The organism is Buttiauxella sp. (genome assembly GCF_035271705.1).
Lineage (GTDB): Bacteria > Pseudomonadota > Gammaproteobacteria > Enterobacterales > Enterobacteriaceae > Buttiauxella.
Genome location: NZ_DATERI010000143.1, coordinates 13,628 through 27,265, shown reverse-complemented (window position 1 = coordinate 27,265; position 13,638 = coordinate 13,628). Strand labels below are relative to the sequence as shown.

At 50.0% G+C, this 13,638-nt stretch carries 10 protein-coding genes; 6 read left to right on the top strand and 4 right to left on the bottom strand.

Annotation, left to right across the window (positions count from 1 at the left end):
• Nucleotides 1-377, top strand: a 377-nt coding sequence (locus tag VJY99_RS13360; protein WP_324119193.1) for a sulfatase-like hydrolase/transferase, incomplete at its 5' end; no start/stop codon positions are given.
• 77 nt (nucleotides 378-454) lie between these two features.
• On the opposite strand, the gene VJY99_RS13355 is transcribed toward VJY99_RS13360, so the two are convergent.
• Nucleotides 455-694 carry a DUF2164 domain-containing protein gene (locus tag VJY99_RS13355; protein ID WP_324119191.1) on the bottom strand — a complete coding sequence of 80 codons (240 nt, stop codon included), beginning with the start codon at nucleotides 692-694 and terminating at the stop codon, nucleotides 455-457.
• A gap of 550 nt (nucleotides 695-1,244) precedes the next feature.
• Between VJY99_RS13355 and VJY99_RS13350 the strand changes: the two genes are divergently transcribed.
• From VJY99_RS13350 to VJY99_RS13330, 5 genes are all read left to right on the top strand, one after another.
• Entirely contained in the window at nucleotides 1,245-1,739 is a 495-nt protein-coding gene (locus VJY99_RS13350; RefSeq protein WP_324119190.1) for an SH3 domain-containing protein, read from the top strand.
• A gap of 57 nt (nucleotides 1,740-1,796) precedes the next feature.
• Nucleotides 1,797-2,750 carry a hypothetical protein gene (locus VJY99_RS13345; RefSeq protein ID WP_324119189.1) on the top strand — a complete coding sequence of 318 codons (954 nt, stop codon included), beginning with the start codon at nucleotides 1,797-1,799 and terminating at the stop codon, nucleotides 2,748-2,750.
• Nucleotides 2,751-2,789: 39 nt separating this feature from the next.
• Nucleotides 2,790-4,172 (top strand): serine/threonine protein kinase, encoded by a 1,383-nt coding sequence (locus tag VJY99_RS13340; RefSeq protein ID WP_324119188.1) that lies wholly within the window; start codon nucleotides 2,790-2,792, stop codon nucleotides 4,170-4,172.
• Nucleotides 4,173-4,317: 145 nt separating this feature from the next.
• Nucleotides 4,318-6,033 (top strand): alpha,alpha-trehalase TreA, encoded by a 1,716-nt coding sequence (gene treA, locus VJY99_RS13335; protein ID WP_324119187.1) that lies wholly within the window; start codon nucleotides 4,318-4,320, stop codon nucleotides 6,031-6,033.
• Nucleotides 6,034-6,198: 165 nt separating this feature from the next.
• Nucleotides 6,199-8,376: a TonB-dependent siderophore receptor gene (locus VJY99_RS13330; protein WP_324119186.1), complete on the top strand. Its 2,178-nt coding sequence runs from the start codon at nucleotides 6,199-6,201 to the stop codon at nucleotides 8,374-8,376.
• A gap of 54 nt (nucleotides 8,377-8,430) precedes the next feature.
• Here VJY99_RS13330 and VJY99_RS13325 read toward each other — a convergent pair whose 3' ends face one another.
• The 3 genes from VJY99_RS13325 to ebgA all read right to left on the bottom strand — a co-directional run bounded on the left by VJY99_RS13325 (nucleotide 8,431) and on the right by ebgA (nucleotide 13,541).
• The gene (locus VJY99_RS13325) at nucleotides 8,431-9,921 is read right to left on the bottom strand and encodes an amino acid permease (RefSeq protein WP_324119183.1); all 1,491 of its coding nucleotides are present in this window, start codon (nucleotides 9,919-9,921) and stop codon (nucleotides 8,431-8,433) included.
• Between the two features lie 96 nt (nucleotides 9,922-10,017).
• A complete protein-coding gene (locus VJY99_RS13320) occupies nucleotides 10,018-10,470 on the bottom strand; it encodes a beta-galactosidase subunit beta (RefSeq protein WP_324119181.1) in 453 nt (150 codons plus the stop codon).
• Complete coding sequence (gene ebgA / locus VJY99_RS13315; protein WP_324119179.1) at nucleotides 10,467-13,541, bottom strand: beta-galactosidase subunit alpha; 3,075 nt, start codon at nucleotides 13,539-13,541, stop codon at nucleotides 10,467-10,469. The genes VJY99_RS13320 and ebgA overlap by 4 nt, the downstream gene beginning before the upstream one ends.
• Nucleotides 13,542-13,638 lie beyond the last annotated feature (97 nt).

Below are 13,638 nucleotides of genomic sequence, written 5' to 3'. Positions count from 1 at the left end.
GCTACGACAATACTGTGCGCTATACCGACCACGTGCTGGCACAAATGATTGAAAAGCTGAAAAAATACAGCGATCAGTACAACACTGTACTGCTGTATGTTTCCGACCATGGTGAGTCACTGGGTGAAAGTGGCCTGTATCTGCACGGCACACCGTACAAACTGGCACCGGATCAGCAAGCGCATATTCCGATGCAGGTGTGGATGTCACCCGGTTTTATCGCTGACAAACAGATGAATATGGCGTGTTTGAAAAATAATGCGGTTAAAAACGACTACTCCCACGACAACGTGTTCTCGTCGGTGTTAGGGCTTTGGGACATCAGTACCCGCGTGTATAACCCGGACCTTGATTTGTTCCGTGGATGCCGGAATTAGTCCCCTGTTGATAACGGTTTAAATTTTTGCGGCAGTCATATTTTAGCTGCCGCAAAGCATTCATATTCAGTGCGGAATTAGAGGATTTTCTTCAAATCCATCTCTTCCTGGATACGGTCACAATAAGCAGCATGCGTTTTAATAGCTTCTTCGACACCCGCGTTATATAACGCCGGTCCCAACTCTTTAATAACGAAATCGGTGAAAAAATCCGCATCGAACTGCTCAAGTGTCAAATCAAAATTCTCCTCGCAGTAATCCACCAGTTTCTGTCGAATGTCGTCCTTCTCATTCAGGTTAAGTTTAATTTCCGTCATCACATTTCCAGGTAGCAAAAAGGGTTAGCGTCATTAAAAGGGTTGTGCGTCAGATTAGCCAGTAGTAAAGACGCATTCGAGTTCCCTGTTTTGGGCGCGGGTTTATCTCCACAGTGGTTGAACTTGCATGCTGCTATGTTATAACATCCACAGCCATTCCCACGGCAAACCCTTCACTGAAACAGTAAAGAAAGCCAGCGAAGGGATTTTCGACAGACATGATAAAATCGTCGCTATTGGGAAATAACGGCTCCATCATCATCGTTAATCCTGAAATTGAAGAACTACTTCATAATGTATGCTTGGAGTAACCTGGGATGATAGACGGCTCACGTGTTGAATCATTGCTATCAGGCAGTTGTTCGGAGGATTAACACTTAATGATGTCAATCAGTTACATCCGCATTGAATTGTTAATCAGGCAATGTAAAATTAACGTTAGTCTGTATTGGTAATATATTAGTCATTCTTAAGATTCCTGGATTATTTCTACGCCATCTCACCCTTTCTCGGCGGCCAGGTTTGAACCATTTTTTCAGGGAACGTTACGATGAAATTGCGCAATCTATTGATCCTTGCCGTTGTTGCCACTGTTGTAGGCTGTAAAACGCCACCGCCAAAAATGACTGACGACACGATCGTGACCAGTGAAATCAATGGTGTCACGCTGACGCACCGTTACGCGGTTACCGCACCTAAAGAATTCACCCCCGTCAACGCAAGTTTTAAGGCGCTGTATTCTGGGTCAATTATGAGCAAACCGGACTTCGGTGGGAAAGTCATCAACACCCTTGAGACTGGGCAAAGTTATACCGTTTTGGGGCAAGTTGAGAATAATTGGCTGGCCATTGCAGAGCAGGATAAACAGGAAATGTTGGGTTACGTCCCGGCGCGTGCAGTGGTGAAAAGTGAACTGTATGCACAGACACTAAAAAAAGACCGTCCACGTCCACGTCATGCGGCTAAAAAAACCACCTGTGTTGCTGTCGATGGCAGTAGCAAAGCGTGTCAGAATGCGAACAGCGGCACCTGGATCATTGATTAATTGTCGACGTTTTACGTCATCATTTTTTCTTAAGTTGTTAGGCTAACAAGGATTTTTATGAAACTCTGGCTTTCGGGTCTGGCGCTATTGTTGGCGTCTACCACGGTGTGGGCGACTGGTAACTATCGTATCGTCCAGTCTCCTTCGCAAAAGCTGGATGTCTGGATTGACGATGTGCAAAACAACACGCCGCAAAGCTGGTGTGCGCAAGAACTCACTCTGCGCATCGTCGCCAATGGTGATAAAAACCCGTCGCTACTCAACGTTTTTATGCCCCGTCTGGGAGCGTTGCTGGAAAACCAGTGTAGCGCAGTGCAATTAGTCAGTTGGCGAATGGAAGATCCACAAGGTCAAGCGCTTGCAGTGGGTACCGCGAGCAAAAGCAGCGACTGGCAAGTGATTATCGCGCCTATCGTTTCCATTGAACCTAACACCCAATCCACTCGCGTAGAAAACTCACCATTAGCTGACCGCACACCGTGGCAAGAATTTACGCTGCAAGATGGCTGCCATCTGCGTACCTTCTGGCAAGGTGATGCCAATTCATCAGCCATGTTTATCCCCAACGGCAAATGTGAAAAAGGTGGCTGGTTGAACGGTCACAGTGAAATCATTCAGAGCGGTGTGAATGGCGAAACGCGCCATATGATGACTTTTGTGCATGGTTTTCCGGTCAGCGGATTAAGCGCCGACGCCAATTCTGACAGCCTGCTCATCACCAGTCTTAATAACCAGCGTATGGTGGTCAGTAATGAACATGCCCCACTGAGCTGGATGATTTTACCTTATCAAGCAGAGCTGAATGGCTGGCGAGCAACGGGCACTATTGCTGTGGAAATATCACGCGAGATGGCGGTGGATGAAGGCGCTATTCAGAAACGTTTAAATTCCGTGCGAGAAGTCTGGTCAGCGTGGCTTGCGCCAGATACGCCTATCACGCTGTTGTTAATTGATTCCCTGCGTCCGCAATTGCGTGATCCAGCGGTTGGCGTATGGCGCACCCAGAAATAATCCTGAAGTTTCGTCGATTTCGAGCAGAGTAAGACCACCATGACTGATAAAGATTACAAAACAGATATTCCTGACGCTCTGCCGCCTGGTTTCCGTTTCGACGAATTTGAAATTCTTCAAGTCACTGAATCTAATAACACTACCGTGGTTTATAAAGCGTGGGACCACCAGCTAGAACGCCCAGTCACTATCCGCGAATTTATGCCGCGGGCCCTGACGGTGCGTAGCGATAACATGCAACTGGTGTTACGCAGCAAACAGGACAGCCAGGCGTTTAATGTAGGTATGAAGCGTTTTGTGCAGTCCTCCCGCCAACTTGCGCAATTCAACCATCCGAATTTGCTGCAAGTTTTAAGCTTCTGGACACAAAACGAAACCGCCTACGCGGCGACGCGCTTTTCAAGCGGCGTGACGCTAGCTGAATTGCATCAGCATCAACCCGAAATGATTAATGAAACCTGGATTCGTAGCATGCTACCCATGTTATGTGGGGCGCTGGCGACATTACACGATGAAGGTTTTATTCATCGAGACTTGTCGTTAAAAAGTATTCAGATTCAGGATAACGGTGTGCCATTGCTGCTTAATTCTGGCGTGCTACGCTTTACTCAATCAGAAAATGGCGATGAAGTTAAAACGCCTCTGAATCCGGGATTTGCTCCACTTGAGCAATACGCTGAAGACCTCGAAAACCAACTTGGGCCGTGGACGGATATCTACGCTCTTGGTGCGATTCTCTACACGCTGATTACTGGCACCTATCCACCAGCCAGTGTCACCCGCACCATTCAAGACCCTTGCGTGAAGCTTGCGAAAAATCGACCGGAAGGTTATTCCCATAGCCTGTTGCAGGCGGTGGATAGCGCATTGGCGTTAAAACCTGAGGATCGCCCGCAATCTATCGCCGATTTTGTCACACTAGCCGAAATACCGCTAAGCGGTATCAATGGCCTGACACCGAAACAGCCCGGCACGATGCTGATAGCCGTGGAAGATGCGGAAATCACCCCCCTTTCACCTTTCAGGAAGCGTTACAAATTTCCTCTCCAGATTGCTGCCAGTTTGCTGATCGGGGTGGCGATTGGCGGTTTCATTTTCAGTCATCATTCTCCTTCCGTTTCTTCACCCCAGACGACCAAAGCTGAAAAGTCGGCCGTGGAAAAAGGGGACGTTACTGAGGCTAAAAGTGCACTGCCTGTGGCTGAAGGGACGATGGCACGCCTTTATGTGCGCATGAACGACGGCGAACAATTGGACGTTAACGGCAAGACCGAAAAAATCTCGCCAGGAACCAATGGTTACGGCTTGTTGCAACTGCCGGTGGGCAAATATGAGATTACCTTGCGGGATAATAATCAGTCACGAAGCGTAACGTTATCAATTGAAAAAGCGGGTACATGGTTGGTCAATCCACAAGGCTAAGCAGGCGGTTAGCAAGAGGGTAAATTATCTCCTTTATCTGATTATGAGACATCTCCCCTACCACTGGCCGGATATTCGGCTAAGGTTTTCATTGGGTTGATCGCGGATAACTTTCGCCGCTGTAGTCTGTAAAGGAGAACGATTAATGATAAACCCTGTGTTACGCCGTCCTCGCACGTTATTGTTTGCGATTCAAATAGCTATCGGTTGTGTATTCGTCACTTTCACTTTGCCTTCTTCCGCCGCTGAGGGTTTACAACCGCTGCCCCAACCGCCTGATGTACTCCTTGGTCCACTGTTTACCGATGTACAAACGGCAAAATTATTCTCCGATCAGAAGACGTTTGCTGATGCAGTTCCTAAGAATGATCCCTTGATGATCCTTGCGGATTACCGCATGCAGCGCAATCAATCTGGTTTCGATTTGCGCCATTTTGTCGACGTTAACTTTGTCTTACCAAAAGAAGGTGAAAAGTATGTCCCACCTGAAGGACAGACTTTACGCGAACACATCGACAGCTTATGGCCAGTACTGACTCGCACGACTGACAGCGTAGATAAATGGGATTCGCTGTTGCCGTTGCCGAAACCGTATGTGGTGCCGGGTGGGCGCTTCAGGGAAGTCTATTATTGGGACAGTTACTTCACCATGCTTGGGCTTGCACAAAGCGGCCACTGGGACAAAGTGCAGGACATGGTCGATAACTTTGCCCATGAAATCGACGCCTTCGGGCATATTCCTAACGGCAACCGCAGTTATTATCTGAGCCGCTCCCAACCCCCGTTCTTTGCTTTTATGGTCAAACTGCTCGCCAGCCACAACGGTGACGAAACCTACACCACCTATCTACCGCAGTTGAAACAAGAGTACGCCTACTGGATGCAGGGCAGCGATGCGCTGGAACCGGGTGCTGAAACTTTGCGGGTGGTGAAACTCAAAGATGGCTCGGTGCTAAATCGTTACTGGGATGATCGCGACACGCCTCGCACCGAATCGTATCTGGATGACGTGACTACGGCAAAGAACAATCCCAATCGTCCGGCGACTGAAATTTATCGCGATTTACGCGCAGCAGCAGCCTCAGGTTGGGATTTTAGTTCGCGCTGGATGGATAACCCTGAGCAATTGGGTTCGATTCGAACCACGTCTATCGTGCCGGTTGATTTGAACGCCCTGCTATTCCAGATGGAAAAAACTCTGGCCTATGCAAGCAGTGTGGCAAAAGACAGCGTGGCTGCCACGCAATATCAGCAATCCGCAGACGCCCGCCAAAAAGCCATGGAAAAATATCTGTGGAACGATAAACAGGGTTTCTATGCTGATTACGATCTCAAAACTCACGCCGCACGTTCGCAACTGACCGCTGCCGCGCTGTTCCCGCTTTACGTTCATGTCGCGTCGAAAGAGCGCGCTGATAAAATGGCTACCATCACCCGTTCTCAATTACTGAAAGCGGGGGGACTGGCTACCACCAACCTGAAAACAGGCCAGCAGTGGGACGCCCCCAATGGCTGGGCGCCATTGCAGTGGGTGGCAACCGAAGGTTTGCAAAATTACGGGCAAAACGATCTGGCGATGGAAGTCAGCTGGCGCTTCCTGACTAACGTGCAGCAGACCTATAACCGCGAGCAAAAACTGGTAGAAAAATATGACGTATCCACCACCGGTACAGGCGGTGGCGGGGGTGAATACCCGTTGCAGGATGGATTCGGCTGGACCAACGGCGTCACATTGAAAATGCTTGATTTGCTGTGTGGCAAACAAAAACCCTGCGACTCCACACCGGACAAATTACCTTCTGCCACACCAGGGCCGGTAACAGTAAAAGAAACGACTCAGCCTGCAACTTCCGCGCAATAGTTTTCCTTCTGACTCTCGCCCTCACCCTCTCCACCAGGAGAGGGTATTACCCGGCCCTCCCTGCCAATATTGGTACTTGAAACGATAAACAATAACGATAATAATTCGTATTACCATTTGTTACCAATAATTGCTAAATCTAGACCTCCTCGGGAAAATAATTAAATGAAACTGGCATTTACAGTGAAGCGTTCTGCTTTACTCTGCGCGTTTGCCCTCGCGGCACCCACTTACTCGCTGGCAGAAGATACCGTCGTCGTTACGGCTACACCGGCACAGACTTCCACCAGCCCAACCGAAGGCTATAGCGCTACGGTCAGCCGTGGAGCGACCAAAACCGATGAGCCGTTGATCACCACAGGCCAATCCATTTCAGTGATTCCCCGTCAACAAATCGAAGACCAGGGTGCATTAACCGTAAACAGTGCGTTGAATTACACACCGGGTGTATTTACCGGCTTTGCGGGCGGTGCAACGCGTTATGACACCGTGGCTCTGCGCGGCTTCCACGGCGGCGATGTCAACAACACCTTCCTTGACGGCCTGCGTCTGATGAGCGACGGCGGCAGCTACAACGTGATTCAGGTTGACCCGTGGTTCCTCGAGCGAATTGACGTGATTAAAGGGCCCTCTTCGGCACTTTACGGCCAGACCATTCCTGGCGGCCTGGTGATGGAAACATCCAAGCGCCCACAGTTTGTTGAAGAAGGCCACGTTCGTGCGATGTACGGTACTGACAACACCACCGGCACCGCATTTGATTACACCAATGCGATTAACGACGAGTGGGCCTATCGCATTATTGGTTTAACCAAGAATAGTGACACTCAGTACGAGAAAACGCGTGACGAACGTTATGCGATTTCCCCGTCCCTTCTGTGGCAGCCTGGCGAGAATACCTCGCTGGTGCTGCGCGCTTATCTGGAAAAAGATCCCTCAGGCGGATTCCACGGTTCTGTCCCGGCTGATGGCAGTCTCTATTCGTCTACTGGGCGCAAAATCAGCACCGGTTTTTCTGATGTAGAACCGGGCAATGACGCATTCAAACGCCATGAGCAGATTTACAGCTACGAGTTTGCACACAGTTTTAACGACGTTTGGGCCTTCCGCTCGAATGCCAGTTATACCCATTCGAACGTTAGCCTGAAACAGGCTTACCAGATTGGTTGGGCAGATGTGGCGCATGACGAATTGATGCGTTATTACAGCGGTGAAACGTCATCGCTTGACGCTTACGCCATGGATAACCAACTTGAAGCTGATTTTGCGATTGGCGAACTGGAAAACAAAGTGGTGCTCGGCGGCGAATTCCACAAATTCACCAACAATTTGTCCGATGACTCCGCTTACACCACCAACCTGAACCCGTGGACAGGTGAATCTGGGGGTCCTGGCGGCTTCTATTATTACGATCCGCGCGACCCGACTTACTCCACTATCAATCAAGGGCTGCTGACCAAAGCCGGTACACGTCAATACGAACAAACGGGTGTCTATCTGCAAGATGATATGCAATGGGATCAATGGCATATGACGCTGTCTGGCCGTTACGACAACATCGTGACCAAGAGCCATATCGTGGCCGAAACCATTGATAGCATCGTTACCGATAACCGTACTGATGATCACTTCAGCGGCCGTGCATCCCTGTTGTACGCATTCACCAACGGGATTTCCCCATACATCAGCTACAGCCAGGCCATAACGCCGCAAGTTCTGCCTGATGCTGAAGGCAAACTGCTGAAACCCACCACCGCGGAACAGTATGAAGCCGGTATGAAATACCAGCCGGTCGGTACGACAGATATGTATACCCTCGCCATTTATGACCTGACGCAGAATGATGTCGGTAACCGCGTGGTGCAAGGCAGTTACTATGAGCCAGCCGGTAAAGTCCATTCTCAGGGGGTTGAGCTGGAAGCGCGTTCACAGTGGAACTCACGTTTTTCAACCATCGCTGGGTACACGTACAATAAAGTACGCTTTAAAGATGCTATCGACGGTAACGATGGCAACACGCCATACGTCACACCTGACCAGATGGCCAGCCTGTGGGGGATGTTCAAGGCCGACTTCGGTATTAGCCTGGGTTCGGGTATCCGTTATATCGGCAAGCAATGGGCGGATAATGAAAACACCCTACGCGTACCTTCTGTGACGCTGATTGACGCGATGGTGCGTGCGGATATGGGTGCGTGGACACCTTCGCTGAAAGGGACTTTCGTGCAAGTGAACGCCACTAACCTGACGGGGCGTGATTATGTTGCGGGTTGTTATGGAACGGGTTACTGCTACTGGGGTGCCGAGCGTTCTGTGATTGCGACTGTGGGATATGATTTTTAATCTTTGAGGTGGGTGGCGGGTGGCGCACGCGCCATCCGCCATTTATTTGAGCTTCTACGGAGTGACACTCCCGGCAATATTCACTTCAGCCTTTGCGCCCTGCTGTTTTTCCAGCGCAAGCTGCGCCAGTGGCGTATCCGCTTCATAACGCCCTTTCGCATCGAGGGTTTTCTCGTATTTGTTGTATTTCCACCAGGCATAGCCGAGGAAGATAGCCAGACCGCCGACGTTATAAAACACGATGGTCATAATGCTGGCCCCCGTCGGGAAGGTGGAAGCAATAAAACCAACGGTGAAAATCACAATCAACACACTGACAATGGTAATGCCCTGCATCCGCGAACCCATACGGAAATCGCGGTTCACTTCATCATACTTCAGGCGCAAGTTCAGGTAAGCCAGCATGATAAACAGCGGTGGCAGCATTGACGCCGCAGCCGTCATGTTAATCAAGGTGTTCATTAATTCCTGCACGTTACCCGAACCAATAGTTGGGATAAGCATCAATGGAATCACAATCAGGAATTGAATCCACGCCGCACGAGTCGGTACGCCATGCTGATTCAGGCTGACCGTTTTTGCACCAAAGATACCTTTCGGGATCTCAGTAAAGAAGATTTTGACCGGTGCCGCCGTCCACATCAGCAAAGAACCGAACATTGCCGTGAACGAAATAATCCCGACAAAACGATTCATCAGCACTACTGGCAGACCAAAGTGTTGCGCCAGACCGCCAAAGACCTGCACCGTGCCGCCGGTGTAGTGCAAATCAGCTTTGTGGACGAAGACGTTGATCAGCAGCGATGAAACGGTATACAAGACGCCGATAAATAGCCCAGAAAGAATGATGACTTTGACGAATGCTTTGCTACCGCCCTTAACGTCGTTGACGTACACCGCCACGGATTCTGCACCACCCGCAGCCTGGAAAATCCACGCAATAATACCGAGGAACGCCCAGCTAAATTGCGGAGTAATGGCCTGCACGTTAATCGGGTCAGCCGGTTCAACACCACCCATCACCGCAGCGCCGGCCAGAATAATGTAGGAGAAAGTGAGTAATAACATCAGCGTGGAGGTCACTGACGTCATTGGCCCGAGCAATTTCGCCCCGTGGTTTGAAATCCAGGTGGAGAATGCGAACAAGATAATACTGATGATGGCCGTGGTTAATGGCGTGAAAATATAGTCATAACCGAGGAACGCATACGAAGCGTAGGCAATGACCCGGGGCAATAACGCGGTGAAGAAAAACAAGTTCACAAACCAATAGGTGTAGGCGGTGATAAATGCCCAACGGCCACCGAGTGCACTTTTTACCCAGGCGTAAACCCCAGCTTCTGAATTACGGTTTAGCGAAACAAATTCAGCGATGATTAAACAGAACGGAATAAAGTAAATAAGCGTAGCCACCAGGAAAACCGGTGCCGATGCAATGCCAAGTTGCACGTTATTGTTAATGACGTTATTGAAGCTGAAAACCGCCGCAAATGTCATCGCCAATAAGCCAAACTTGCCAATGGTATTTCTGTTTGTTGAAGCCATGAGAACTCCACATTGTGTAGGGTATATTTTTTATAAGTGCTTTTTGTAGCTCGGATAAGCGTCAGCGCCACCCGACACTAGTCAGTGATTAACAGCTTATTTATTAAGGAAATAGGTTTCCTCAATCGTCACTTTTAAAATCACCTTTCTCACGCCTTCAGCGTGCGAAAAACGGTGCGCCTGATGATTTTCAAAAATAACCACATTGCCTGCTTTGAGCTGATGAGCCTCGCCCTGCCCGCGTAAATACTCACAGTCAGTTTCATCGCGATAAGCCATTTCCGGGGTTAAGTCGTTTTTATCCGCTATTTCAACGGTTTCTTGCCCGCCGAGGTAATAATGCACGTCGAAATAACGGCGATTCCCTGCAAATAATTCGCTATTTTCGCTGGAGCCTTCCGCCAGGCGATAAACCAGCGAATCGCCAATCGAATAAAAAATATTGGGCTTAATATTATTAAGGTTGTTAATCGCTTCCATGCAGCGTTGCCATTTCTTTCCGGCATGATAGATGCGTTTAAAATCTTCTAAGGTATTTAAAATAATCATTCCACGTCCCTCGCTGCCGAAGCCTGCTGGAAATCGTATTTCGCCAGCTCAACCGGAGCCATTTGCGCCTGGCTGAATGGCACCATAGTGAAGCCGTAGCTAAACGGTTGGAGATAAACCCGGAACGAATCCAGCACCTCTGAACCCCAGGAGTTGGAACCTAAGCCGAGGATTTGGTCATCAAGATTCAGCGTCAGATAGTCGCTTTCCTCAAGCTCATTGATGTGTTGTGCCTGCTGGAGCATGTCGGCGCTATACGGCCAGAGGCTGAAGTTAATCGGTTTACGCGGCTGAATAAAAAGACCATTCCCCTTTTCATCTTCAACGGTGAGCCAACGTACTTGCTGGCGGTTACCGTTATCTTGCGGGAACGGGTAATTTTCAAACAGGCTGTCAACCGACTGGCGGTAACGGCCAATCAAGTTGCTCTGGCAGCTATCACCGTAGTTTTCACCCGGCCCACGGCCGTAATATTCCACTTCGCTGAAACGCTTGCTGATGCCAAAATCGAGGCCGATTTTTGGAATAATCGCCTGATAATTTCCGTAAGGCGTGCCCGAAAGTTCAAGTGACACATGGCCCGCAGGGGTAATCCGCCACTGATAGGTACAACGCATACCAAAATCGAAAACTGGCGGCGCAATCACGCTATCCACTTCAATGACCAGATCGTCACCTTGCGTGGTTTGGCGCATTGCGCGGAAATGATGCTGCATCAGGTGGAGGTGATACGGCTGCCACAGCCCTTCAAATTCCTGCTTATGGTTATCAATCGTCGGCTTGAAGAACGTGAGATGCGGTGCGCGCCCGACGATCTCTTCACCATTCACCCACCATGAAGTCAGCTCACCACTCAGGCGGCAGAAGATCAGGGAAAAATCTGCACCGCTGACGATTTGCTGATGCCCGCGCGTTTCGCTGTGCAGCGAACGGGATGGTTTCACTGGCAGCACTTCGCGCGCACCTGCCGCCTGGCGCAAGATTTGATAATGGCCCAGCAAAGACATCGCATCGCTGTATGGCGTTGCGTGACGTTTGTAAACTTCAACATTAATAAACACTTCACCCGCTGGCAGCGACGGAGCGTTGAGGCACAGTTGTTCTTTTTCACCGGGTTGTAAACAAGGTGCCGCCAGCGTTTGTTGCGCGAAGATTTCACCATCAACCCGATAACTGACCTGGAGTTCGATATCGTTTAACGCGCTGAACCAGTAACGGTTTTCCACCAGCAACACATCATCTTTTTCGGTTTGCTGAACCGCAACCGGGCAGAGCACTTGCTTGTATTCACGCAGACCAGGCCCCAGACGCTGGTCGGGATAAATCAGCCCGTCCATGCAGAAGTTATAGTTGTTTGGGTAGTCGCCGTAATCGCCACCGTATTGATAGCGCTCGCGCCCTTGCTCGTCATGCACTAACAAGCCGTGGTCGCACCATTCCCAGATGTAATGTCCTTGCAGGCTTTTATGCTGATTGATAACCGCCTGATATTCCGCCAACCCGCCCGGCCCGTTCCCCATCGCGTGGGCATATTCGCACAGGATGCGCGGCTTCGGATGCGGATACTCACCAAAGGCGTTCATCATTGAGACACGGGAATACATGGTGCTGATCATGTCCACCACTTCCGCATCACGATCTTCTTCGTAATGCACCAGACGTGTCGGGTCCAGCTCTTTACAACGCGCGGTCATCGCGCGGATGTTGCAGCCGTAACCAGATTCATTACCCAATGACCAAATGATGACCGACGGGTGATTTTTCTGAGCCAGAACATGGCGTTCAATGCGCTCAACGTAAGCCTGCTCCCAGGCGGGATCATCCGTTATGCGGCTGATATCACCGACGTTAGCAAAACCGTGGCTTTCCAGGTCGGTTTCCGCCATGACAAACAGGCCGTACTGGTCGCACAGGGCATAAAAACGTGGGTCGTTAGGATAATGCGCGGTGCGTACCGAGTTGATGTTGTGCTGCTTCATCAGAATGATGTCGCGCTCGGCACGTGCCATATCAATGGCGCGGCCTTTTTGCTGATCATGATCGTGGCGGTTGACGCCGTGCAGTTTCAGGTAGCGACCATTCACGTAAAACAAGCCGTCGCGAACGACGATATCGCGGAACCCAACCTGCTGCGGCACCACTTCGACGATCTCGCCCTGGTTATCGCGCAGCGTTAACAGCAGCAAATAGAGATTCGGCTGTTCTGCGTTCCACTGTTTAGGTTGCTTAACCGGGATGACGAACTGGCAGCTCGTATCGCTGTGGACAGACAGCGCATCGAGTTGCTGTTCGGCGAGACATTTTTCGCCATCAAATAATTGCGCCAGCAGTTGATAACCTGCGGCAGGCGTCGCGGTGATGTTGCGCAAAGTGCAGGAAAGCTGGAGTTCGGCATCACAGTAGTTTTCATCAAATTCCGTGATGACCGTAAAATCATGCAGATGCACATTAGGCTGACCGGTCAGGTAAACGTCGCGGAATATCCCCGCCATCCACCACATGTCCTGGTCTTCAATGTAGGTTGAATCCGCCCATTGCATGACGCGGACCGAGAGTAAGTTGTCACCGGTTTGCACGTAAGGGCTGATGTCAAACTCTGCCGTCAGGCGGCTACCTTTGCTGAACCCAACGTAGTGGCCGTTGACGTACACTTCAAAGTAGGTTTCTACGCCATCAAATTTGATAAGGATCTGGCGTTGCAGCCATTCAGCGGTCAGGGAAAACTGGCGCTGGTAGGCACCGGTTGGGTTGTTGGTGGGAACAAAAGGCACATCAATCGGGAAAGGAAATCCTTCGTCGGTATACTGCAAATTGCCGTGACCTTCCATTTGCCACATACCCGGCACGGTAATTTCGCCCCACTCTGGCATCGCCTGGCGGTAAAACTCTTCAGGCACTTTTGCAGGATGGTCAAAATAGTTAAACGCCCATTTCCCGCTGAGCAACATAAAACCGAGGCTTTCTTGCCGCTCAAGCGTTTTTGCCTGCGCTTCGCTTGCGTAACCATGAAACCAGGCGCGTGGTGGCAGCCGGTTCTCAGATTGTTTGTTTAGGTTTTCCCAGTTATTCACGCCAACATCCTCATTACGTGTGTATGAGGCAAACAATAGTAAATATTTACTAAAACATAAAATCGAATTTTACTAAATGACGAGAAGATCACAATAA

Coding starts and splice junctions, on each gene's coding strand:
- VJY99_RS13350 (WP_324119190.1), top strand. CDS start 1,245: ATGAAATTGCGCAATCTATTGATCCTTGCCGTTGTTGCCACTGTTGTA.
- VJY99_RS13345 (WP_324119189.1), top strand. CDS start 1,797: ATGAAACTCTGGCTTTCGGGTCTGGCGCTATTGTTGGCGTCTACCACG.
- VJY99_RS13355 (WP_324119191.1), bottom strand. CDS start 694: ATGACGGAAATTAAACTTAACCTGAATGAGAAGGACGACATTCGACAG.
- VJY99_RS13330 (WP_324119186.1), top strand. CDS start 6,199: ATGAAACTGGCATTTACAGTGAAGCGTTCTGCTTTACTCTGCGCGTTT.
- VJY99_RS13325 (WP_324119183.1), bottom strand. CDS start 9,921: ATGGCTTCAACAAACAGAAATACCATTGGCAAGTTTGGCTTATTGGCG.
- VJY99_RS13340 (WP_324119188.1), top strand. CDS start 2,790: ATGACTGATAAAGATTACAAAACAGATATTCCTGACGCTCTGCCGCCT.
- VJY99_RS13320 (WP_324119181.1), bottom strand. CDS start 10,470: ATGATTATTTTAAATACCTTAGAAGATTTTAAACGCATCTATCATGCC.
- treA (WP_324119187.1), top strand. CDS start 4,318: ATGATAAACCCTGTGTTACGCCGTCCTCGCACGTTATTGTTTGCGATT.